Raw genomic sequence first — 22,847 nt, 5'->3', positions numbered from 1 at the left:
CCAGCTCCCCTTGCCCGTGAACCCGTCCCGCACACAGGTTACGGTCACGGGCATGACGTCGATGTGGGGTGCGCCCGCCCTGTCGCGGGTGCGGGCCTGGCGGCGCGCGCGGCGCGACCCGCGGCAGGCGAAGTTCCTGACCGCCGACTCGCTGCGGTGGGTGCTGCGCAACCGCGCGTACACGCCTTGGTACCTCGTCCGGTACTACCGCCTGCTCAAGTTCCGGCTTGCCAACCCGCACATCATCCTGCGCGGGATGCTCTTCCTCGGGAAGGACGTCGAGATCCACTGCCGGCCGGGCTACGGGCGGCTGGAGATCGGCCGCTGGGTGCACATCGGCGACGGCAACGCGATCCGCTGCCACGAGGGTTCGCTGCGGATCGGCGACAAGTCCGTGTTCGGCCGCCAGAACGTCATCAACTGCTACCTCGACATCGAGCTCGGCGCGGCCACGCTGGTCGCCGACTGGGTGTACATCTGTGACTTCGACCACGTCATCGCCGACATCCACGTGCCGATCAAGGACCAGGGCATCGTGAAGTCCCCGGTGCGCATCGGGCCGGACACGTGGCTGGGCACGAAGGTCAGCGTCCTGAAGGGCACCCGCATCGGCCGTGGTTCGGTGCTGGGCGCGCACGCGGTCGTGCGTGGCGACATCCCCGACTACTCGATCGCGGTCGGCGCGCCGGCCCGCGTGGTGCGTAACCGCGAAGAGGACTACGCGGCCGACGCGGCTCGCCGTGAGGCTGTCGCCGACATGGCGCGGAAGGCGAACAAGGCACTGCAGAAAACCCTCGGCGAGCAGTAGATCTACTCAGGTGCCGTGGTCTTCCGCCCGGGCATGATGACCGCGTGGGGGAGTCGCGGACTGTCTGGTCGTCGCTCGTGCTGGCGCTGTGCGCCGCGGGCCTGCTGCTCGTCGTCCCGTTCTTGTTCTTGCAGGGGTTCCTGGCGAGCTTCCCGGTGTTCGGCACGAGCAGTCACGCGGGCGACGGCTACCTGACCTGGGCAGCTTGGCTCGGCGCCGGGCTGCCGCTGGTCGGCGTCGTCGTCGCGGCCTTCGGGCGGCATCGCGGGTGGACCTGGTTCTTCGGGATCTGCCTGGTCCTGGCCGTCGCGGTCGCCGGGATGAATTGGGTCGACGACGTCCGGCACGCCCCGCCGCCTCCGCCGGAGCCGCGCCACTGCGTCGAGCGCAGCGGCGGCGGCAACGACTGCCCGGGCGGCTGACCTACTCCTCGAACGTCATCTCCGGCGGCGGCCGGCGGAAGCCGCAGGTGATCGCCGCCAGGACGACGATGCCGATCGCCAGCCAGACCAGGCCGAACACCAGCGCGATGCCGTCCAGGTTGACCAGCAGCCACAAATCGACCACGGCGCCGATCACCGGGAAGACCACCCAGGTCAGCGCGCGTTTCCCGGTCCGGTCGCGCAGCCACGTCGCCAGGACGCTGACGTTGACGAACGTGAACGCCGTGAACGCCCCGAAGTTGATGAACGACGTCGACGTGCTGACGTCCAGCGACAGCGCGACCAGTCCGACGAGCCCGGTCAGGACGATGCCGAACACCGGCGTCGCGAACCGCGGCTGGAGCTTGCCGAAGATCCGCGGCAGGACGCCGTCGCGGCCCATGGCGAACATCAGCCGCGACGCGCTCGCCTGCGCGGCGATCCCCGACGCGAACTGCGCCACGACCAGACCGGCGAGGAAGAACGACGCGAAGAGGTTACCGCCGATCGTCGTCGCGATTTCGAACGCGGCGGACGACTCGTCGGTGAACGCGCTGCCCGGGTGCGCGAGCTGGGTGAAGTAGGCGAGCACGACGAAGATGCCGCCGCCGATCAGCGCGGTCAGCAGGATGGCGCGGGGAATGGTCCGGCGCGGCTCGGTCGTCTCTTCGGTCAACGTCGTCACGGCGTCGAAGCCGAGGAAGGAGTACGTCGCGAGCGCGGCGCCGCCGGAGATCGTCCCCAGCGTGCTGCCCGGGTGGAAGAACGGCTGGGTGCTCGCCAGCGAGCCGCCGACGTGCAGGACCTGCTTGACCGAAAGAACGACGAAGAAGCCGATCACCAGGATCTGGAAGGCCATCAGGACGAAGTTGGCCTTTTCGGCGATCTTGATGCCCAGGACGTTGAGGATCGTCGTCACGGCGATAAAAGTGATCAACCAGATCCAATTGGGCACGGCGGGGAACTCGGCCGAGAGGTACGCGCCGCCGATCAGCCAGATCACCATCGGCAGGAAGAAGTAGTCGAGCAGCACCGCCCAGCCGACCAGGAACCCGGCGCGCGCGTCGACCGCTTTCCGGACATAGGTGTAGGCCGAGCCGGCGACGGGATGGGTGCGGGCCATCTTCCCGTAGCTCGCCGCCGTGAACAGCATCGCGACCAGGGCGAGCAGGTATGCCGAAGGCACGGTGCCGTCGGTCGTCGTTGCGACGATGCCAAAGGTGCCCAGCACGATGAGCGGCGCCATGTAGGCGAGCCCGAACAGGACGACGCCGGGCAGCCCGAGCCGGCGCTGCAGGGCGGCCGGGGCCGCGGCCGTGGAGGTCATCGGTCGTCTCCTTCTCGTGGACGCCAGCGGTCCGGGTCGATGCGGCCCTGGTAGAGCGGCAGGTCGAGGGGTGCGTCGGTGGGGGTGAACTGCGCCCACATGCGGTTGGTGCCCGCGGTGCCCACGCGGCGAACGCGCGCCACCTCGTCGAGGTCGATCGTGTGGGCGAGGACGCCTTGACCGGTTCCCGGCAACGCGCCGAGCACGTCGCCTTCGGGCCCGACGAGCAGGCTGTCGCCCATTCCGAACGGCCCAGCCGTGTTCACGCTGGCGACGAAGACCTGGTTGACGATGGCGTTCGCCCGGGCCAGCACGAGCTCCTGGGCGCGGTCGCGGGTCGTGGTCTGGACGGGGTTGAGCACGAGCTCGGCGCCCATCCACGCGAGGTGCCGGGTCACTTCCGGGAACCAGGCGTCGTAGCAGATGGAAAACCCGACGCGGCCGGCATCGGCCAGATCGGCGACGACGAACCGATCGCCGGGATCGTAGGGCTCGTGCGGCCGCCAAGGGAAGATCTTGCGGTACCAGCCGGCCAGCTCGCCTCGCGGAGAAAAGACGAGGGCGGTGTTGAACAGCTCGCCGTGGTCGCCTTCTTCGCAAACGGTGCCGGGTGCGAGCCAGATCCCCAGGTCGCCGGCCAGTTCCGCGAGCTCCTTGGTCCTTGGTCCGTGCAGGGGCTGGGCGGCGGCCCGAAGCTGCTCGGTGCGTTCGTCGCCTTCGCCGTCGACGCCGCAGAGGTGCAGCTCGGGGAAGGCGGCCAGACGCGTGTCCGGAAACCGGCCGAGGACGCCTTCGACCTCGCCCGTGAACCCGTCGTCGCCGGCGGGTCGGGGCGGCGCTTGCACGAGGGCGATCGGCAGTGGTCGCGGCATGGACGAAAAATAGTCCATCTTGAACACTTAAACAAGAGTGCTCAAGATGAGCAATTTGTGCGGTACGGTCGGTTCATGGCGACGGCAGACCTGAGCGCGCCGGCATTGACCGGCATCCGGCGGCTGTCCGCACTGGACACGGTCCGCGCCCGCATCGCGCTCGCGGTGGAGCTCGGCCTGCTGAAGCCGGGGGAGCGCCTGCCGGTGAACGCCGACATCGCGCGAGCGCTCGGGGTCGCGGAGATCACCGTGCGCAGAGCCCTGGAGTCCCTGGTCGGCGACGGCCTGATCGAACGCCGTCGGGGCCGAGGCGGCGGAACGCTCGTGACCGAAAATCCGCCGCGTGAGCAAGTCCGTGAGGTCGGCGCGTACCGTGAGTCGGCGGCCGAGGTCCGCGACCTGATCGACCATCGCCTGGTCCTGGAGACGGGTCTGGTCCAGCTGGTGGCGAAGCGGTCACCGGACCTGCCGCGCTTGCGGACGTTGGTCGCCCGCATGGACACGGCGACGGGCTGGGCAGAGTTCCACGAGCTGGACGCGGAGTTCCACCGGACGGTGGCGGCTCCCGCCCCGGCCGCGGCGGTGGCGCAGTACGAGACGGTGCTGGCCGAGCTGTACCGGTTCTACCTGCCGTACCCGATGACGAAGCTGCGCGAGTCGAACCGCGATCACGGGCGTCTGGTGAAGGCGCTGGCAGCGGGCGACCCGGACGCGGCGGCCCGCGTGACGAGGAAGCACGTGCGCGGCCTGCACCAGACGATGTTCGTCGGCCTCGCCACAGGAGACCCGCCAACGCCCGAAAACTGACGACGGCCCGGCTAAGCCGGATCGCCACGGCGATTGTCGGCAATGGGCGACGGCTTGGCCGAACTCGCTCGCGGTGTCGAACAGCACCGAGCTGGGCCTCCCGCCGCCGGTGCTCGGCGAGTGTTGCTTGGAGCCGGTGAGAGGTTGGTCGGGCTCGGCGCAGCAGTGGTCGGAAAGAGGCGACAGCTCGTTTGCCCCGGCTGGAACTGGCTGGGTTCTGCTGGGCTGCGGCGGGAAATCGGCGTGGTCGGTGGGGGCGGAAACTGGCGACAGCTCGTTCGCCCCGATCGGAACCAGCTGGGTTCTGTCCGGCTGCGGCCGGGATTCGGCGAGGTTCGGCAGTGGCGCAAACTGACGGCAGCTCGCTTGCCCCGATCGGAACCAGCTGGGTTCTGTCCGGCTGCGGCCGGGATTCGGCGAGGTTCGGCAGTGGCGCAAACTGACGGCAGCTCACGTGCCCCGATCGGAACCGGCTGGGTTTTGCTCGGCTGCGGCCCGGAGTCGGCGAGGTTCGGCAGTGGTCGGAAACTGACGGCAGCTCACGTGCCCCGACTGGAACCGGCTGGCTCTGCCCGGCAATGACCGGAAGTCGGCGAGGTTCGGCAGTGGCTTGCGGCCTGTTTGACCTGGCGATAGCCGGAGCCGCACCACTCCCGGCGCCCGGCCGCGCCCGGCCGTGCCGCGCCCGAACCATGGGCCGAGACCGTGACAGCCGCAGCCTGAGGCGCACCGCCGTGGGCCGGAAGGCGACCATCGTCTTGGCTCCGGCCGTTCGGCGGTGATCATCGGCTGATCGGCCGATCTCCCCCGACCGCCCTCCCGGCAGCCTGGGTCCATGTCGATCACCCGGTTCGCCGTCCCGCTGCTCGTCGCCGCGGCGCTCGTCCCAGCCGTCCCCGCGGTCGCCGCCGCGGAGGGCGTCTCCTGGCAGCTCTGCTCTGCCGTCGCGAAAGGCTGGGACTCCGGTGATCAGCGCAGCGAGTGCACGCTCGTCCCGGTCCCGCTCGACTACGCCGACCCGGGCGGCCCGAAGATCGACATCGCCGTCAGCCGGATCAAGGCGACGGGCGCGAAAGCCGGCGTCGTCCTGCTGAACCCGGGTGGGCCCGGTCAGTCCGGCCTGACCATGCCGCGCAGCATCGCCGGCAGTCACGCCGGTGGCATCGGCGTCCACCACGACCTCATCGGGTTCGACCCGCGGGGCGTCGGCTACAGCGCCGACCTGCCGTGCGCGGTCGACTTCCCGGATCCCGACCCCGGCGTCCCCGACAAGGAGAAGGCCCGCGAAGCCGCGGAGCGCGCAGCCGCCGCGAACCGCGAGTGCGTTGCCGCGCACCCCGCCTTCGTCCGGAACCTGACCACGCCGACCATCGCCCGCGACCTAGACCGGATCCGGCAGGCCCTCGGCGAGAACAAGATCGGCTACTACGGCGTCTCCTGGGGCACCGCGCTCGGCGCGCAGTACCGGTCGCTCTTCGACGACCACGTCGACAAGATGCTGCTCGACTCCGTCATGGCGCCGGACCTCAACGTCACCGAAATGGACGACGACCAGGCGACCGCCGGGGAGAACACCTTCCACGAGTTCGCGTCCTGGATCGCCCGCTACGACGCCGTCTACCACTTCGGGACCACGGAGCCCGTGGTCGCGAAGGCCCTCCTCGACCTGCGGGCGAAGTTCGGCGCGACCGTGAACGGCATGCTCGCCAACCCGCGCCGCGAGTGGACCGGCCTCGCCGAGCAGCTCGCCGCCCTTCGCGACGGAAGGACGCCCGCGCCGAAGACCGCGAAGACCCACGGCTTCGGCTGGGACGGCGAGCCGCAGGCGTTCAACCACTTCCAGCAGACGGCCCTGCTCTGCAACGAGTCACCGAGCCCTCGCGACTTCGACACCGTCTGGCAGCACCGGCTCGACCGGATGAAACGTCTGCCGGTCGCCGGTGCCTACGGCTTTTACGAACAGCTCTGCATCGGCTGGCCGCTGGACGCGCGGCCGTGGTCGTTCGCCGACGGGCAAAGCCCGCTGCAGCTCGTCGGCCACGCCTACGAGCCGGTCACGCCCATCGGCTGGGCGATCCGGATGCAGCGCAAGATCGGCGGCACGCTGATGACCGTCGAGGACGACGCCCACGGCTCGCTGTCCTCACTACCGTGCGCCGACGCCGCCGTCACTTTCTTCGACACGGGCCGGACGACGTCGGAGCCGTGCCCGGGCGCGCCGACCCCCAAGCCGTGAGTCAGCGAGCCCGCAGCTGCTCGCGGACCTCCATCAGTGCGAAGCCGAGCAGGTTCAGCCCACGCCAGTAGTCCGGCTTGGTCGCGTTCTTCTCCTCGCGCGCGAGGCCGCTGCCCCACACGAGGTCCTTCTTCGACGCCTCGACGATCACGGCCTCGCCGGTTCCGAGCAAGAACCGGCGCAGGTCGCGGTGGGCGCGGAACTTGGCCAGGTTGCCGTCGACGACGATGTCGAACCGGTGCCGTTCCCAGGTCGCGGCGTCGAACCCGGCGACCTCGCGGCCGAGCACCTTCGCCGTCTTCGCGTCGGGCGTCTCCCGGATCAGCGCAGCCTTCTCGTGGTCGCCGAACAGCTCGGCCTTGCCGGCCATCATGTAGTGCTCGGCGGTCGGGTAGACGACGCCGTCGGCCTCGAACGGGTCGACCCACCACTGGCTCAGGCAGCTCGCCGTCACCCGTCCGGACTTCGTGGGCGTGTGCCCGTAGAACAGCAGGTATTCGGGCTCCGCACCCTCGTGGACCTTTTCGCGCAACGCCTCGACACTGCGGACCCCGTCGACCTTCACCATCCGCCTAGTGGACCACGCGGTCAGAGGAGGAAGTGGAACAGGGGGCTGCCCGGCTCGATCCGCTCGACCTGCAGGGGGCTCGCGTCCATCCGCGCCAGCAGGCCCGGGAGGTCGGACGACCGGGCGATTTCCACGCCGACCAGCGCCGGGCCCATCTCGCGGTTGGTGCGCTTGACGTACTCGAAGCGGGTGATGTCGTCCTCGGGCCCGAGCACCTGCTCGAGGAACCGCCGCAGCGCGCCCGGCTCCTGCGGGAACCCGACGAGGAAGTAGTGCTTCAGCCCTTCGTGCATCAGCGAGCGTTCGAGGATCTCGCCGTAGCGGCTGACGTCGTTGTTGCCGCCGGAGACCACGACGACGACGGTCTGTCGCGGCTTCACCTCGACCACTGAACCGAGCGAAGCCGCGGCCAGCGCGCCCGCGGGCTCGGCGATGATCCCGTCGGACTGGTACATCGCCAGCATCTCGGTGCAGATCGCCCCCTCGGCGACCGAGGTCAGCTCGGCGCCGCTCTCGCGGATGAGCGGGTAGGTGACGGCGCCGGCCTCGCGCACGGCGGCGCCGTCGACGAACGAGTCGAGCTCGGGCAGCCGCACCGGCTGTCCCGCCGCCAAGGCGGCCGCCATGCACGCCGCGCCCGCGGGTTCGACGCCGACGACCCGGACCTCCGGGTGCCGTTCCCGCAGCCAGCTGCCGACACCGGCGAGCAGCCCGCCCCCGCCGACCGGGACGACCACGACGTCGGGGACGAAGCCGAGCTGCTCGACGACCTCCAACGCGACCGTGCCCTGGCCGGCGACGGTGCGGACGTCGTCGAACGCCGGCACGAGGGTCGCCCCGGTGCGCTGCGCGTCCTCGTTGGCGGCGGCGAAGGCGTCTTCGTACGTTTCGCCGACGACGATGACTTCGATGTGCGCGCCGCCGAGCGTCGCGATGCGTTCGCGCTTCTGCCGCGGCGTGGTGCCCGGGACGTAGACGCGGCCGTTCGCGCCGAGCCGCCGGCACGCGTACGCGACGCCTTGGGCGTGGTTGCCGGCGCTGGCGCACACCACGCCGAGCGTGCGTACGTCCTCTTCGAGCTGGACGATGAAGTTGTAGGCGCCGCGGATCTTGTACGACCGGACGGTCTGCAGGTCTTCGCGCTTCACCCAGACCTGGGCGTTCACCCGGGACGACAGCCGCGCGCTCGGCTCCAGCGGCGTGCGGGTCACCACCCCGGCCAGCCGCTCGGCGGCCTTTTCGATGGTCGCCGCGGTCACCGTGTCGATGTCGTGCACCCCGCTGAATCTACGACTCGCGCGTCCCGGGCAACCGCCCGGCCCTCCGGCCGCATCAAAGGGGTGACGAACAGGATGGGGGTTCCATGGAGGCGGGCTTCACGGACTACGTGACGGCGCGGTCGGCTTGGCTGCGCAAGGTCGCGTACCTGCTCTGCGGGGACTGGCACCGGGCCGACGACCTCGTCCAGACGGCGATCACCCGGCTCTACGCGAACTGGCCGCGGGCTTCCCGGGCGGGCAACCTCGACGGCTACGCGCGCCGCACGCTGGTCAACGCGTACCTGGCCGAGCAGCGGACGTCGTGGTGGAAGCGGGTCGACCTGCGCGACGCCGAGCACGGCGCGCCACCGCCGCCCGGCCCGGACGTCGACTCGGCGCTCGACGTGCGCGCCGCCCTGGACCGGCTGCCCGCACGCCAGCGGGCGACCATCGTCCTTCGCTACTTCTGCGACCAATCCGTCGCCGACGCCGCCAGGACCCTCGGGTGTTCCGAAGGCACCGTCAAGAGCCAGACCGCGAAGGCCGTGGACACGCTCCGCGAGCTGCTGCGCGAGCCGATTTGGGAGGGACGAGCATGACCGACACCGAGCTGTCCACGATGCTGAAGGACCTGGCCGACGCGCCCGCGCCGCCGCCCCGGATCGACGTCGACCGCGCGCGCCGGGCCGGCGGACGTCGTCGTCGGGTGCGAACCACGGCACTGGTGCTGGGCTGCGCGGCGGTGGTTGCGGCCGGCGGGGTGACCGCGGTGACTGTGCTCAGGCACGACCCCGTTGCCGCGCCGGTGGCCGTCGCACCTCTGCCCGAGCCGGCTCCGACGACCGACCCGATCACGGCCAAGGCGAGCTTCGGCTGGCTGCCCGAAGAGGTCACCGCCATCGAGCACTCCGTCGGCGTGCACAACGACTCGACGGGGGCCGTCGGTCGCGGCGAGGAGCCGCCGGAGATCTTGTTGTCGGTTTCCGACCAGGAGCCGCCCGTGCCGGGTGAGCTGGCCGGTCAGGCGACGCGGGTTCCGGTCCGGATCGGTGGCCGCGACGGCTACTGGCTCACGAACTACGCGAACGACCCGCTCAACCACGGTCAGACCCACCTGCGCTGGCGGATGTCGGACGGCCGGTGGGCTGAGCTGCTGGCCTTCCGCCTCACCGGCCCGGACCGGCAGCAGGTGCTGCTCCGGGTGGCCGAGCACGCGGTCTTCGCGGACCGGCGGGTGCCGCTGCCCCTGCACATCGCCGGCCTCCCGGGGACGTTCCGCATCACGGACGGCTTCCTGATCCGCCGCCCGGACGCCGACGGCGTCCCGTGGCGGGTGCTGCTGATGTACGAGTCGAACGGGACGCACGCGACGATCGCCGTCTCCGCGCCGGGTGGCCGGAAAACCGACTACGGCTCGCCGGTCTGCGCGAAGAGCAACGGTTTGCAGGCCTGTGTCCGGATCGACCAACCGGCGACGGCGGGCATCGACGCGCAGAGCCTGCTCGACCGCATCACGCTGCTCGGCCCGGACGAGGCGAAGTGGACGACGGACGTGATCGGGTGATCAGCCCTTCGGCACCGCCGGGTAGGGAACGAAGGTGCTGGTGTTCTCGTCCACCGTGAGCTGCTTGCCGATCGTCGGGAACGCGCGCTGGGAGCAAGCCGGCCGTTCGCAGACTTTGCAGCCCATCCCGATGGGTGTCGCGGCGGCCGGCTCGTCCAGATCGAGACCGGTGGAATAGACGAGCCGCCCGGCGTGGCGCAGTTCGCAGCCCAGGCCGACGGTGAACGTCTTGCCTGGGCTGCCGTACCCGCCGATGTTGCGCGACACCGTCCGCGCGATCCAGAAGTAGCTCTTCCCGTCGGGCAGCGTCGCGATCTGCGTCAGGATCTTCCCCGGCTGGGTGAACGCCTCGTAGATGTTCCAGAGTGGACAGGCCCCGCCCACCCGGGAGAAGTGGAAGCCGGCCGCGGACTGGCGCTTCGACATGTTCCCCGCCCGGTCCACCCGGACGAACGAGAACGGCACCCCGCGCTGCTTCGGACGTTGCAACGTGGACAGCCGGTGGCACACGGTCTCGAAGCCGACGCCGTAGTGGTCGCACAGCCGCTCGATGTCGTAGCGGAACCGCTCGGCCGTGGCCAGGAACGGGCCATAGGGGAGGATCAGCGCCCCCGCGAAGTAGTTCGCCAGGCCGACACGCGCCAGCGAACGCGCCGCCGGCCCGGAGAACGCCCACGAGTCGGCCAGCTCGGTGATCAGGTCGTCGTAGTCGAGCAGCGCGATCTGCGAAGCCATGCGAAACGCCTGCTGGCCGACCCGCAGGCTGGGCGCTAGCCGCAGCACGCGCGTCACCGGCTCGTAGCGGTGCTGCTGGCCGGCGGATTCGTCGATGCCGTCGTTGGTCACTTCGACGCCGTACCGCTGCCAAAGCCGGTCCTTCAGCGCGCTGAGCACCTGGCCGCGCTGCAGCGGGATGTCGGCCGCCATCTTCTCGGCGCGTTCGTCCAGTTCGGCGACGTAGTTCTCGCGCTCGTAGAAGAAGTCGCGGACCTCCTCGTGCGGCAGCGCCCCGGCGGCGCTGCCGTGCAGGCCCAGGCCGTTTTCCGTGGTCAGCGCGGCGGTGCTTTCGACGGCGTTGCGGTAGCTGCGGTGCAGCTTGACCAGCGCCTGGGCGATCGCCGGCAGGTTCGTGGCCAGCTCGTTGAGCTCGCTGGTCGTGACGTCGACGCCGAGGACCTCGTCGAGCAGGGCTTCCTTGACGTCGGCGACCAGCCGCGACGTGTCGTTGTTGGCGAAGAACTCCGTGTCGACCCCGAAGGCCTGCGTGATCCGCAGCAGCACCGGGACCGTCAGCGGACGCGAGTTGTGCTCGATCTGGTTGAGGTAGCTGGGTGAGATCTCCAGCACACGGGCGAGGTCGGCCTGGCTCATCGACCGGCTTTCGCGCAAATGACGCAACCGCGCTCCGGCGAAAGTCTTCTCCATTCGAGCCCTCTTCTCCGGAAGGTTTCCGGTCCTGAACGGTTACGTGAACGGTCAAGAACGCGAATTTTCGATCAGTTGCGAACCGGGCGATTCGCAACCTTTGCAAAGAGCCTACGGACCCTTCGCACAAATTGGCAACTTGGACAGCTGGACCGGATTTTCCCAGCCGTGCGAGGGTCAGGTCAGGCAAGGCGAGCAATCGCAAACTTCGCAACACCGGGAGATCCGATGACGGAACAGGCCAAGCAGGCGGCCGCGGAGCTGGCGGCGCAGTGGGCGAACGACCCCCGCTGGGCGGGCGTGCAGCGCTCCTACTCGGCTGAGGACGTCGTCAAGCTGCGCGGCAGCGTGGTCGAGGAGCACACCCTGGCGCGCCGCGGCGCGGAGAAGCTGTGGGACCTGCTGCACACCGAGGACTACGTCCACGCGCTCGGCGCCCTCACCGGCAACCAGGCCGTCCAGCAGGTCCGCGCGGGTCTGCAGGCCATCTACCTGTCCGGCTGGCAGGTCGCGGCCGACGCCAACCTCTCCGGCCAGACCTACCCCGACCAGAGCCTCTACCCGGCCAACTCGGTGCCGGCCGTGGTCCGCCGCATCAACAACGCGCTGGGCCGCGCGGACCAGATCAACTGGGCCGAGGGCAACACCGATATCGACTGGTATGCGCCGATCGTCGCCGACGCCGAGGCCGGCTTCGGTGGCCCGCTCAACGCGTTCGAGCTGATGAAGGGCATGATCGCCGCCGGCGCCGCGGGTGTGCACTGGGAAGACCAACTCGCTTCCGAGAAGAAGTGTGGTCACCTCGGCGGCAAGGTCCTCATCCCGACCAAGCAGCACGAGCGCACGCTGAACGCCGCCCGCCTCGCCGCGGACGTGCTGAACGTGCCGTCGCTGATCGTCGCCCGCACCGACGCGCAGGCCGCGACGCTGCTGACCAGCGACGTCGACGAGCGCGACCAGCAGTTCCTCACCGGCGGCCGCACCGCCGAGGGCTTCTACGAGGTCCGCAACGGCATCGAGCCGTGCATCGAGCGCGGCCTGGCCTACGCCCAGTACGCCGACCTGCTCTGGATGGAGACCTCCGAGCCGGACCTCGAGGTGGCGCGCAAGTACGCCGAGGCCATCAAGGCGAAGTTCCCGGACCAGATGCTGGCCTACAACTGCTCGCCGTCGTTCAACTGGAAGAAGCACCTGGACGACGCGACGATCGCGAAGTTCCAGCGCGAGCTCGGCCACATGGGCTACAAGTTCCAGTTCATCACGCTGGCCGGCTTCCACGCGCTGAACTACTCGATGTTCGACCTGGCGCACGGCTACGCCCGCGAGGGCATGACCGCCTACGTCGACCTGCAGGAGCGCGAGTTCGCTTCGGAGAGCCGCGGCTACACCGCCACCAAGCACCAGCGCGAGGTCGGCACCGGCTACTTCGACAACGTCGCGACGGCGCTGAACCCGGAGAGCTCCACCACGGCGCTCAAGGGCTCCACCGAAGAAGCCCAGTTCCACTGATCCCGGTCGCGGCCTGACGGCGACCCCCTCCGTCGTCAGGCCGCGCCCCTCCCTTCTTTCCTTCCCTGCCCACAGCTCGCGGAGGCACCCCATGGTTGATCGGCTGAACTACCGCATCGAGGTCACCGGCGAGGTCGACGGCCGGTTCGCGGAGATCCTGACCCCGGCGGCACTCGACTTCCTGGCCAAGCTGGACAACACCTTCGCCGGACGCCGGCGCGAGCTGCTCGACGCCCGCCGCGTGCGGCGCGACGAACTCCAGTCCGGCGAGAAGCCGCTCGGCTTCCTGCCCGAGACGCGCCGGATCCGTGACGACGAGTCGTGGCAGGTCGCCCCGACCGCGCCCGGCCTGGAGGACCGCCGCGTCGAGATCACCGGCCCGACCGACCGCAAGATGACGGTCAACGCGCTGAACTCCGGCGCCAAGGTGTGGCTGGCGGACTTCGAGGACGCGACGTCGCCGACCTGGCACAACGTCATCGACGGCCAGATCAACCTCTTCGACGCCATCCGCCGCAACATCGACTTCACGACCGAGGCTGTGTCTGATGCCGCCTCCGCGGGAAAGAGCACGTCGGCGGGCAAGCACTACGTGATCGGGGACGACCCGGCGACGATCGTCGCGCGGCCCCGCGGCTGGCACCTGGTGGAAAAGCACATCCGCATCGACGGCCGTCCCGTGTCGGCGAGCCTGGTCGACTTCGGCCTGTACTTCTTCCACAACGCGCGCCAGCTGCTCGCCCGCGGCGTCGGCCCGTACTTCTACCTGCCGAAGCTGGAGAACCACCTCGAAGCGCGGCTGTGGAACGACGTCTTCCTGATGGCGCAGCGCGAGCTCGGCATCCCGCGCGGCACGATCCGCGCCACCGTGCTGATCGAGACGATCACCGCCGCGTTCGAAATGGACGAGATCCTCTACGAGCTGCGCGAGCACGCGGCGGGTCTCAACGCCGGGCGCTGGGACTACATCTTCAGCATGATCAAGAACTTCGCCGCGCACGGCGCCGACTTCGTCCTGCCGGACCGCGCGCAGGTCACAATGACCGTGCCGTTCATGCGCGCCTACACCGAACTGCTGGTGAGCACCTGCCACAAGCGCGGCGCCCACGCCATCGGCGGCATGGCCGCGTTCATCCCGAGCAAGGACCCCGAAGTCAACGCGGTCGCGGCCGAGAAGGTCCGCGCCGACAAGGAACGCGAGGCCGGCGACGGTTTCGACGGCTCGTGGGTCGCCCACCCGGGCCTGGTCCCGATCTGCCGCGAGGTCTTCGACGGCGTGCTCGGCGGCTGGCCCAACCAGCTCGGCAAGCTGCGTGACGACGTCCGCGTCACCGCCGAGGACCTGCTCGACGTGGCCAGCGCCGGCGGCGAGGTCACCGAAGCGGGCGTGCGCGCGAACATCAACGTCGCGTTGCGCTACGTCGACGCGTGGCTGCGCGGTACCGGTGCGGCGGCGATCCACAACCTGATGGAGGACGCGGCGACGGCGGAGATCGCGCGTTGCCAGGTCTGGCAGTGGATCCGCAACGGCACGAAGCTCGAGGACGGCACGGCGCTGACCCGCGAGCTGGCGGTCGAGTACCTGAACGAGGAGCTCGCGTCGGTGCGCGCGGAGCTGGGCACCGGCAACCGCCTCGACGACGCGTACGAGATCTTCACCGAAACCGCGCTGGGCGAGAAGCTGCCGAGCTTCCTCACCACGGGCGCCTACGCGCGGTATCTCACGGACGCCCGGTAGCAGGGGCTGCGCTCGATGCGCTCTCACCGGTAAGGAGAGTGCTTCGGGCGCCGGGGACCCCTACCTGACGAGGGGTCCCCGGAAACCACACTGGTTGGGATGGTGTGGTCCGGAACTGGTCCGGCGACGGTGGCTCCCCGTCGCCGGGCCAGTTCGTCGTTTCCGGCCGATTTCCTCCTCCGAGCAACCTCCGCGTCCGCCGGTCCCGTTTGACACGGTGTGAGGGCGACGAGGAGGACTACGTGAGACGGCCGGAAGAGGCGGGGTTCCGCGACTACGTCACGGCCCGGATGGACGTCCTGCGCCGGACGGCCTACCTGCTGTGCCGGGACTGGCACCTCGCCGACGACCTGGTGTCGATCACCATCGGCAAGCTCTACCGGCACTGGCCGCGGGTCCGGCGGATGGACCACGTCGACGCGTACGTGCGCCGGATTCTCGTACGGACGTGGCTCGACGAGAAGGCCCGCGCGTGGCGGCGGGAGGAACCGGCGGAGACGCTGCCGGAACCGGCCGTGCTGCCCGGTGACGACGTCGTCGAACGGCTGGGCCTGCTCGAGCTGCTCGACGCGCTGCCGCCGCGGCGCCGGGCCGCGGTGGTGCTGCGTTACTACTGCGACCTCTCCGTCGAGGAGACCGCCGACATCCTCGAGTGTTCGCCCGGAACCGTGAAGAGCCAGACCGCGCGCGGGCTCGACTCGCTGCGCGCGCTCGTCGCCGCGAGCCAGAGCTGAAGGAGGGGCCATGAGCAAGGAACAGTTCGACGCGGCGATCGGCGCGGTGCCGGTGTCCACGGTGGACCTCGACGCGGTGCTGGCTCGTGAACGCCGTCGCGCCAGGGTGGTGAACCCGTGGACGGCCGCGGGTGCGGGTGTCGCGGCGGTGGCCGTCGCCGCCGCGGTGGTGTTCGTTCCCGGTGGTTCCGGCGCGGCGCCGGTGATGCCCGGAAGCCCGCCTTCGACGCCGCCCTCACCCGACCCGTGCGCCATCAGTCCCTACCCACCGCAGACGGGGCCGCCGATCCCGGAAAAGGTGGATGTCGCGGCGAACCGGTTGACCGGTGTGCTGACCACCGCCGTCCGGCAGCGCGTCGCGGCCGGGACGAAGCTGCAGCCGCACGCCCAGGGCGAGTACCCGAAGGGGAAGCAGCACGGGCCGCTGACCTTCTACCACGTGTTTTCCGCGCAGGTGCGGCACGAGAGCTCGTGCAGCGGCGGCGAGGACTACTTCATGGCCGCGGCGACGACGGCCGGCGCAGCGGGCAAGGGCAACGTCTGGGCGATCGTCACCCGGCTCGGTGGCAACGCCACACCGGCCACCGAATGCGGCAAGCCGCCCGATGACGCTCAGCAAACGTGCGAGCGGAAGGCCGGGCCGCACGGCGAGACGGTCGTCGAGGAAACGCTCAGCTCTCCGGGGCAGGCGACGGCCAACCGGACGAACGTCACCAAGCCCGACGGCACGGGCGTCATGGTGGAGGCGCAGAACGTCGCCGACGACGCCAAGAAGGATCACCCGGACGGGCCGGACATGCCTTCGCCGCCGCTGAGCCTCGCCCAGCTGACCGACATCGCGCTGGACCCGGGGCTGACGCTCTATCCCTAAGCCGCCAGAAGAACCTTCGCCGCTTCGCGAGCCGTGTCCGCTTCGCGCGGATCTCCGGTGATCGCCGCGAGCACGGTCGCGCCTTCGACGAGCGAGAACAGCTGGTCGGCGGTGGCCTGGTCCGGAACGAGACCACGCAAGTAGGTGCGGACGTGGTCCTTGTGCTCGCGGATCGCGGCCGCGATCCCCGGCGCCGGTTCGCCGAACTCGCCGAACGAGTTGACGAACGCGCAGCCGCGGAAGCCGGGTTCGGAGAACCAGTTCCGCAGCCAGCCGAACACGGCGAGCGGGTCGTCGCCGCAGGCGTGGACGAATGCGCGCAACGACGCCCGCCAGCGCTCGTCGCGGCGCCGGAGATAGGCCTCGACCAGGTCGTTCTTCGCCGGGAAGGCCTGGTAGAGCCGCTTGAGCGAGACGCCCGAGCGCGTGCGGACGGCGTCCATCCCGACCGCCTGGACGCCGTGGGCGTAGAAGAGCTCCTCGGCGGCTTCCAGGAGCCGGTCGGTCGCCTCCGTGGGAGTCATGTCACCTGCCTCTGGTGCGGAGAATCAACGTTCTCTAGCCTAGCGGGGTGGCTGGAGAACGCACGTTCTCCTCTTGGGTAAGGAGCTCACATGACCCCGCGTCCGCCGTTCCCGCCGTTCGACGAGGACACCGCCCGCCAGAAGGTCCAGGCCGCCGAGGACGCGTGGAACACGCGTGACCCCGAGCGCGTCTCGCTGGCCTACACGGAGGATTGCGTGTGGCGCAATCGCGACCAGCACGTCGTGGGCCGCGCGGAGATCGTCAAGTTCCTGACGGCGAAGTGGGAGCGCGAGCTGGACTACGCGTTGCGCAAGGAGCTGTGGGGATTCCGCGGTAACCGCATCGGCGTCCGGTTCCAGTACGAGTCCCGCAATGCCGACGGCCAGTGGTTCCGCAGCTACGGCAACGAGCTGTGGGAGTTCAGCGACGAAGGCCTGATGCGCCGCCGGGAGGCGAGCATCAACGACGTGCCGATCGAGGCGTCGGATCGCCGGATCTTCGGCCCGCGCCCGGAGTCCGAGCACGGCGTCCTGCTGCCGGTCTTCTGAGTCCGCTTCGCGCGTAAATCGCCACGGCCGGTGTCTCGTCGCCGCATGCTCGGGAGCATGACGGCACCGGCGTTCGGCGGCGAAGTGAGCGAGTACTACCAGCGGTTCCGCCGCGGCTACCCACCCGCGGTGGGGGACGCGCTGACGGCGGCGTTCACGCTGACGAGCGACGACGTCGTGCTCGACCTCGGCTGCGGCACCGGCCAGCTCACCCGGGTGCTGGCGCCCCGCGTGGGCGCGGTGCTGGGCATGGACCCGGAACCGGCGATGCTCGGCCAGGCCCGCAAGGCGGGTTCGCCGCCGAACGTGAGCTGGCTCCTGGGCGCGGATTCCGACGTCGGCGCGCTGACGCCGGCTCTCGGCGCTGGCCGGCTGGGCGCGGTGACGGTGGCGCAGGCGTTGCACTGGATGGACCACGCTCGGCTGTTCGGGGCGGTGCGCCCGCTGCTGCGTCAGGGGGGCGGCGTCGCGGTGGTGACCAACGGCGAGCCGCTCTGGTTGCAGGACACGGCGTGGTCGGCGGCGCTGCGCGAGGTGGTCTCGTCGTACTTGGGGACATCGCCGCACCGGACGTGCGGCACGGACGAGACGAGCCAGTCGCGCTACGCGGACGCGCTCTCGGCGGCGGGGTACGCGGTCGATTCCCAGGTCGTCTCGTATGACGCGCCGCTGAGTGTCGAGGAGATCGTCGGTGGCGTGTTTTCGGCCATGAGCCCGTCGCAGCTGCCGGCGCCCGAGGCTCGGCCGGCCTTCACCGAACGCGTCCGGGAGGCGGTGGCCCCGCACGGACCACTGCGGGAGCGGGTCCGGGTGCGCATCCTGACCGGGACTCGCTGACCGGTCACGGAAGGCGAATGGGTACTGGCCCGTAGTGTTCCGCTTATTGATTCCCCGGGAACCCGCGCGGATGCTCGCTACCAGGCGTCTTTGCGTCTGTCGTCCCGAGGAGTCCCCATGACCAGCACGTTGAGATCCGTCGTCGCCACCGTCTTCGTCGTGCTTTCGTTCTCGTTCGGCGCCGTGGTGACGGTGCCCGCGCCGACCTCGGCTCACAGCGACTGTCTCCGGTCCTGTCGCTTTTGAGCTGGCCGCTACCTACAGTTCGGCTTTGGCGAGCTTCGAGTCCGTCAGCCACCCCGGTCGGTCGACCAGTGTGTCGCGTCGTCGAGCATTCGTCTTTACGGCGCAGACGACCGCTACCTACAGTTCCGGCAACCCGGCCGGGACCGGCTCGAACGCGTTGCCGGTGGCGATCTTCGGCCGCGGCAGCTCGACCGGCTCGCCCGGCCTGGTCCGCTTGTAGACCGCGGCGGTCGCCTCGGCGATCCGGCCCCAGTCGAAGTCCGCGGCCAGCCGCGACTGCGCGGCCTTCGCCCGCTTCGCCGCGGCCGGCGCGTCGTCGAGGACGGCCGTCACCGCGTTGGCCAGTTCCGCGACATCGCCGGGGCTGAACGCCAGCCCGGTCTCGCCGTGCACCACGACCTCGCCGAGTCCGCCGGCCGTCGACGCCACGAGTGGCGCCTTCGCGGCCGCGGCCTCCAAGGCGACGATCCCGAACGGCTCGTACCGGCTGGGCAGCACGACGGCGTCGGCCGCGGCGAGCGCCGCACGCAGGTCACGGTCCGACAGGTGCCCGACGAAGTCGACCGCGCGCCGCACCCGCAGCTTCCGCGCCTGCTCGACCAGCTCGTCGAAGTGTCGTCCTTTTCCGGCGACGACCACCCGCGTGCCGGGGTGGCGGCGCCGGATGCGGGGGAGCGCGGCCAGCAGGTCCTGCACGCCCTTCTCCCACTCGAGCCGGCCGAAATAGAGCAACAGCGGCGCCCCGGCCGGGCTGTAGACCTCGCGGGCGCGGACGATCTCCTTCGCCGGCACCTGCCAGCCGCGTTCCTCGATGCCGTTGTGGATCACCGTGACGTCGCCGGCCTCGACCTCGAAGAGGTGCGCGACCTCGCGGCGCATGGCCTGCGAGCAGGTGATGAGCGCGTCGGCCCGGTTCGCCAGCCACCACTCGACCGAGTGAACCTGCTGGTTCAGCGGGTGCGACAGCCAGCCGGAGTGCCGGCCGGCCTCGGTCGCGTGGATCGTGCCGACCAGGGGCACCCGGGCGGCCTCGGCGATCGCGATGGCCGGATGCGCGACCAGCCAGTCGTGCGCGTGGACGACATCGGGCTGCCAGCCGCGCAGCAGGTCCTGCGCGGCGCGGATCATGGCGTGCCCCATGGCCAGCGTCCAGGCGACGAGGTCGCGTTCGAACGTCACGTGCATCGGGTCCTCGGCGACCCGGATGATCCGCACGCCGTCGACGACGCGGTCGGTGCGCGGGTGCGTCCCGGCGTCGGTGCCCGCGGCGTGCCGGCAGAGGACGACGACCTCGTGACCCTGGCGGGCCAGGTGGCAGGCGAGCGCGTGCACGTGCCGGGCCAGGCCACCGATGGCCACTGGCGGGTACTCCCAGGACAGCATCAGCACACGCATGGGCAGAGGTTACTCGCGAGTCGGGACGGCCCAGCGGCGCCCGTGCCAGCCGACCGGCCAGATCGGTCGCGGAATGTGGTCCGACTCACTGGCGAGCCCGGCGATCTCTGCCACCATCGGCCGGGATGACTTCACCAGAGGACACCGGCTGGCGCCGGCTCGACCCGCCCTTGGCGACCCCGTGGACCGGCGAGGCCGGCCCGGACAACGCCCTGCCCGAGTACCCGAGGCCGCAGCTGACCCGGCCTCGCTGGCTGAACCTCAACGGCGTCTGGGAGTACGCGGGCTGGCCGTCGTCGCCGGAGGCACCACGGCCGTCCGGCTACGCCGAGCGGATCCTGGTCCCGTTCCCACCGGAGTCGGCGTTGTCCGGAATCGGCAGACGCGACGAAGTCCTCTGGTACCGACGCCTGGTCGAGATCCCCTCCGACTGGCGCGGCTCGCGGGTGTTCCTCCATTTCGGCGCGGTCGACCAGACGGCGAAGGTGTGGGTCAACAACCAGCTCGTCGCGACGCACGAAGGCGGTTACACGGCGTTCAGCGCGGACATCACCGACGTCCTGCGGGAGTCGGGGCCGCAGGAGCTGACCGTGCGGGCCGAGGACCGCACCGACATCGAGCCCTTCCCGGTCGGCAAGCAGCGCAACGCACCGGGCAGGATTTGCTACACGGCGTCGTCCGGAATTTGGCAGACGGTGTGGCTGGAGCCGGTGCCCGAGACGCGCGTCGAACGCTTGGACCTGACCCCGGACCTCACCGGCGTGACGGTGTTCCCGCAGGTCACCGGCGGCGCCGAGGTCGTGGTCGACGTTTCGGCCACGGACGGCGAGGTGGCGCGCGGTTCGGGTCCGGCGGGGACGTCGGTGCGCGTGGACGTTCCCGAACCACGGCTCTGGACACCGGACGACCCGCACCTCTACACGCTGCGCGTCCGCCTGCTCGATCGGCACGGCGCGGTTCTGGACGAAGTCGGCAGCTACGCGGGTCTTCGGACGATCGGCCTGCTCCCGGATTTCCAAGGGCGCCCGCGGATCGCGCTCAACGGCCGGCCCACGTTCCTGCACGGCCCGCTCGACCAGGGCTACTGGCCGGACGGCATCTCGACCGCGCCCACCGACGACGCCCTGCGCTTCGACCTCGAGAAGACGAAGGAGCTGGGCTTCAACTTCGTCCGCAAACACGTCAAGGTCGAGCCGGCGCGCTGGTACTTCTGGGCCGACACGCTGGGCCTGGTCGTCTGGCAGGACATGCCGTCTCTGACGGTGTCGTTCGACGGCCCGCCCGGCATCGCGCCGGACCCGGTCCCGCGGGCGCGCGAGCGGTTCGAGGCAGAATTGATCGAAATGATCACTCAGCTGCGGGCGGTCCCGTCGATCGTCGGCTGGGTGCCGTTCAACGAGGGCTGGGGCGAGTTCGACACGGCCCGTGTCGCGGAACTGGTCAAGGCCCTCGACCCGACCCGGCTGGTGATCGCGAACAGCGGGGTCAACTGCTGCTTCTCCCGCCCGGACACGGGCGCGGGTGACGTCTACGACGACCACACATACGTGGGTCCAGGCGCGCCGACGGTCACCGATGGCCGGGCGATCGTCGACGGCGAGTACGGCGGTCTCGGTCTGGTCCTGGACGACCACCGCTGGCCGGGTCCGCCGAACGCGTACGAGATGACGCCGACCCGGGAGCGGCTGACCGAGCGCTACGCGGAGGTGAGCACCGCACTGGAACGGGTGGTCGTCGAGCGAGGACTGTCCGGCGCGATCTACACCCAGACGACCGATGTCGAGAACGAGGTCAACGGCCTGCTGACGTACGACCGCCGGGTGGTCAAGGTCGACCCGTCGGTGGTCGCGAAATGCGTACGAGCGGTGATCGACGCCGGCTCGGCCTGAGCTGCCTCGGTCGATTCCCGGCGACTCTACGCGCAGGGTGCGGACCCCTCGCTCTGGCCGTAGTCAGTTTTCGGCGACGGCTTTGACCAGGCCATCCCGTCCGTGGTCGAGCGCGGACAACAACGCGCCGCGCAGGGCCGCCGAGTCCGTCACCGCTCCCGCCTCCACCCGGACCGGCCCCGGCGCCGCCGCGCGGACCGTTCGCCGGATTTCGGCCACGAGGCCCGGCCGGCTCCCCGCCGGGCCGCCCAGCAGCACCAGGTCGGGATCGACGATCGTGCAGATCGCGGCGACGGCCCGGCCGAGCGTCGCGCCGAGCAGCCGTAGCCGTTCGGCGGCCACGGCGTCACCGGCGGCCTGGTCGAGCGTGGTCAAGATCGCGTCGACGTCCAGCGAAGGCGCGTCGGACCTGCCGAAACCCTGGTCGGCGAGAGCCGACGCGAGGGTCGACCCCGAACTGGCCAGGTAACCGATCTCGCCCGCCAGCCCGTGCGCGCCCCGCACGAGCTGGTCACCGACGTAAAGACTGACGCCGAGCCCGGCGCCGACGTAGACGTAGGCGAAACTCTTCGCGTCCTGAGCGGCGCCTTCCCGCCGTTCGGCGAGTGCGGAGAAGTTGACGTCGTTGTCGAGCAGAACGTCGTGCCCGATCTCCTCGGCCCGGAGCTTCCCCTCGGGGAAAGGCGACCCGGGCAGCGCGACGACCTCGTGCGTGACCGGGTCGACCGGGTTGGCCACCGAGATCGCGATCGCCCGTACCGGACCTGAGCCCACTTCGCCCGCCGCGGTGACCGCGCTCCGGACCGCGGCCGTGACCGGCCGACCGCCGGGCGGGTGCCGCTCGGTGGCCAGGACCGTCCCGGTCAGATCGGTCGTGATCGTGCGGACGCCCTGCTGGTTGACCTCCGCGGCGACCACGCGGCCGGCGTCGGCGGCCAGTTCGTAGAAGGTGGCGATCCGGCCGCGGCGGCCGGTCTGGTCGGTGCCGGTGGCCCGCAGCGCGCCCGCCGTCTCCAGCCGGCGGACCGACTCGGAGATCGTCGGCTTCGAGATCCCGGTGGTCGCCGCGAGCTCCGCACGCGTGGTCCGGCCGTGGTCGAAAACGTGGTCGAGCACCGTGCGGTCGGTCATGGCCCGCAGCATCGCCAGGCGCGGAAGCGGCCGTTCGGGATCGGACATCGCACCTCTTGTGGCGGGAGACGGACACGGGCTACCGTAACCGGGACATTCTAGTAAGGAGTCCTAACCAAAGATCGCGAGGACACCG

22 protein-coding genes are annotated in these 22,847 nt (G+C 70.4%); 14 read left to right on the top strand and 8 right to left on the bottom strand.

Annotation, left to right across the window (positions count from 1 at the left end; translation table 11 throughout):
• Positions 1–52: 52 nt before the first annotated feature.
• Positions 53–808 carry an acyltransferase gene (locus AB0M83_RS06110; protein ID WP_364513174.1) on the top strand — a complete coding sequence of 252 codons (756 nt, stop codon included), beginning with the start codon at positions 53–55 and terminating at the stop codon, positions 806–808.
• Positions 809–852: 44 nt separating this feature from the next.
• Positions 853–1,230 carry a hypothetical protein gene (locus tag AB0M83_RS06105; RefSeq protein WP_364513173.1) on the top strand — a complete coding sequence of 126 codons (378 nt, stop codon included), beginning with the start codon at positions 853–855 and terminating at the stop codon, positions 1,228–1,230.
• Position 1,231: 1 nt separating this feature from the next.
• Here AB0M83_RS06105 and AB0M83_RS06100 read toward each other — a convergent pair whose 3' ends face one another.
• Positions 1,232–2,557 (bottom strand): APC family permease, encoded by a 1,326-nt coding sequence (locus AB0M83_RS06100; protein ID WP_364513171.1) that lies wholly within the window; start codon positions 2,555–2,557, stop codon positions 1,232–1,234.
• Positions 2,554–3,447 carry a carbon-nitrogen hydrolase family protein gene (locus AB0M83_RS06095; protein ID WP_364513476.1) on the bottom strand — a complete coding sequence of 298 codons (894 nt, stop codon included), beginning with the start codon at positions 3,445–3,447 and terminating at the stop codon, positions 2,554–2,556. The genes AB0M83_RS06100 and AB0M83_RS06095 overlap by 4 nt, the downstream gene beginning before the upstream one ends.
• Positions 3,448–3,504: 57 nt before the next feature.
• Here AB0M83_RS06095 and AB0M83_RS06090 point away from each other — a divergent pair, with 57 nt between their 5' ends.
• Together AB0M83_RS06090 and AB0M83_RS06085 are read left to right on the top strand one after the other, a co-directional pair.
• Positions 3,505–4,236: an FCD domain-containing protein gene (locus AB0M83_RS06090; RefSeq protein WP_364513169.1), complete on the top strand. Its 732-nt coding sequence runs from the start codon at positions 3,505–3,507 to the stop codon at positions 4,234–4,236.
• An 835-nt stretch (positions 4,237–5,071) separates the two neighbouring features.
• Positions 5,072–6,472, top strand: a complete 1,401-nt coding sequence (locus AB0M83_RS06085) for an alpha/beta fold hydrolase (protein WP_364513167.1) — start codon at positions 5,072–5,074, stop codon at positions 6,470–6,472.
• Position 6,473: 1 nt separating this feature from the next.
• Here AB0M83_RS06085 and AB0M83_RS06080 read toward each other — a convergent pair whose 3' ends face one another.
• Positions 6,474–7,040: an NADAR family protein gene (locus AB0M83_RS06080; protein WP_364513165.1), complete on the bottom strand. Its 567-nt coding sequence runs from the start codon at positions 7,038–7,040 to the stop codon at positions 6,474–6,476.
• Between the two features lie 20 nt (positions 7,041–7,060).
• Positions 7,061–8,317 carry a threonine ammonia-lyase IlvA gene (gene ilvA, locus AB0M83_RS06075; protein ID WP_364513163.1) on the bottom strand — a complete coding sequence of 419 codons (1,257 nt, stop codon included), beginning with the start codon at positions 8,315–8,317 and terminating at the stop codon, positions 7,061–7,063.
• 86 nt (positions 8,318–8,403) lie between these two features.
• Here ilvA and AB0M83_RS06070 point away from each other — a divergent pair, with 86 nt between their 5' ends.
• A complete protein-coding gene (locus AB0M83_RS06070) occupies positions 8,404–8,898 on the top strand; it encodes a SigE family RNA polymerase sigma factor (protein ID WP_364513162.1) in 495 nt (164 codons plus the stop codon).
• The gene (locus tag AB0M83_RS06065; protein WP_364513160.1) at positions 8,895–9,863 is read left to right on the top strand and encodes a hypothetical protein; all 969 of its coding nucleotides are present in this window, start codon (positions 8,895–8,897) and stop codon (positions 9,861–9,863) included. The genes AB0M83_RS06070 and AB0M83_RS06065 overlap by 4 nt, the downstream gene beginning before the upstream one ends.
• Here the strand turns inward: AB0M83_RS06065 and AB0M83_RS06060 are convergent, their stop codons facing one another.
• Positions 9,864–11,288, bottom strand: coding sequence for a short-chain fatty acyl-CoA regulator family protein (locus AB0M83_RS06060; protein ID WP_364513158.1), 1,425 nt, complete (start codon positions 11,286–11,288; stop codon positions 9,864–9,866).
• A 228-nt stretch (positions 11,289–11,516) separates the two neighbouring features.
• On the opposite strand from AB0M83_RS06060, the gene aceA reads away from it, so the two are divergent.
• The 4 genes from aceA (at position 11,517) to AB0M83_RS06040 (ending at position 16,140) form a co-directional block, all read left to right on the top strand.
• Complete coding sequence (gene aceA / locus AB0M83_RS06055) at positions 11,517–12,797, top strand: isocitrate lyase (RefSeq protein ID WP_364513156.1); 1,281 nt, start codon at positions 11,517–11,519, stop codon at positions 12,795–12,797.
• Between the two features lie 91 nt (positions 12,798–12,888).
• Positions 12,889–14,535 carry a malate synthase A gene (gene aceB / locus AB0M83_RS06050; RefSeq protein ID WP_364513154.1) on the top strand — a complete coding sequence of 549 codons (1,647 nt, stop codon included), beginning with the start codon at positions 12,889–12,891 and terminating at the stop codon, positions 14,533–14,535.
• 242 nt (positions 14,536–14,777) lie between these two features.
• Positions 14,778–15,269 (top strand): SigE family RNA polymerase sigma factor, encoded by a 492-nt coding sequence (locus AB0M83_RS06045; protein WP_364513152.1) that lies wholly within the window; start codon positions 14,778–14,780, stop codon positions 15,267–15,269.
• A 10-nt stretch (positions 15,270–15,279) separates the two neighbouring features.
• Positions 15,280–16,140: a hypothetical protein gene (locus AB0M83_RS06040; RefSeq protein ID WP_364513149.1), complete on the top strand. Its 861-nt coding sequence runs from the start codon at positions 15,280–15,282 to the stop codon at positions 16,138–16,140.
• Here AB0M83_RS06040 and AB0M83_RS06035 read toward each other — a convergent pair.
• The gene (locus AB0M83_RS06035; protein ID WP_364513146.1) at positions 16,137–16,664 is read right to left on the bottom strand and encodes a TetR/AcrR family transcriptional regulator; all 528 of its coding nucleotides are present in this window, start codon (positions 16,662–16,664) and stop codon (positions 16,137–16,139) included. The two genes, AB0M83_RS06040 and AB0M83_RS06035, sit on opposite strands and share 4 nt — an antisense overlap.
• A gap of 90 nt (positions 16,665–16,754) precedes the next feature.
• On the opposite strand from AB0M83_RS06035, the gene AB0M83_RS06030 reads away from it, so the two are divergent.
• From AB0M83_RS06030 to AB0M83_RS06020, 3 genes are all read left to right on the top strand, one after another.
• A complete protein-coding gene (locus AB0M83_RS06030; protein WP_364513143.1) occupies positions 16,755–17,213 on the top strand; it encodes a nuclear transport factor 2 family protein in 459 nt (152 codons plus the stop codon).
• Positions 17,214–17,270: 57 nt separating this feature from the next.
• Complete coding sequence (locus AB0M83_RS06025) at positions 17,271–18,050, top strand: methyltransferase domain-containing protein (RefSeq protein WP_364513140.1); 780 nt, start codon at positions 17,271–17,273, stop codon at positions 18,048–18,050.
• A 117-nt stretch (positions 18,051–18,167) separates the two neighbouring features.
• Complete coding sequence (locus AB0M83_RS06020) at positions 18,168–18,296, top strand: hypothetical protein (RefSeq protein ID WP_364513138.1); 129 nt, start codon at positions 18,168–18,170, stop codon at positions 18,294–18,296.
• Between the two features lie 117 nt (positions 18,297–18,413).
• Here the strand turns inward: AB0M83_RS06020 and AB0M83_RS06015 are convergent, their stop codons facing one another.
• Complete coding sequence (locus tag AB0M83_RS06015; protein ID WP_364513135.1) at positions 18,414–19,691, bottom strand: glycosyltransferase family 4 protein; 1,278 nt, start codon at positions 19,689–19,691, stop codon at positions 18,414–18,416.
• A 125-nt stretch (positions 19,692–19,816) separates the two neighbouring features.
• Between AB0M83_RS06015 and AB0M83_RS06010 the strand changes: the two genes are divergently transcribed.
• Complete coding sequence (locus AB0M83_RS06010; protein ID WP_364513133.1) at positions 19,817–21,580, top strand: sugar-binding domain-containing protein; 1,764 nt, start codon at positions 19,817–19,819, stop codon at positions 21,578–21,580.
• Between the two features lie 63 nt (positions 21,581–21,643).
• On the opposite strand, the gene AB0M83_RS06005 is transcribed toward AB0M83_RS06010, so the two are convergent.
• On the bottom strand, positions 21,644–22,759 hold the full coding sequence (locus AB0M83_RS06005) for an ROK family transcriptional regulator (RefSeq protein ID WP_364513130.1): 1,116 nt from the start codon (positions 22,757–22,759) through the stop codon (positions 21,644–21,646).
• Between the last annotated feature and the right edge of the window lie 88 nt (positions 22,760–22,847).

Source organism: Amycolatopsis sp. NPDC051106 (genome assembly GCF_040682775.1).
GTDB lineage: Bacteria > Actinomycetota > Actinomycetes > Mycobacteriales > Pseudonocardiaceae > Amycolatopsis.
This window is presented reverse-complemented; position numbering and strand designations above follow the sequence as displayed.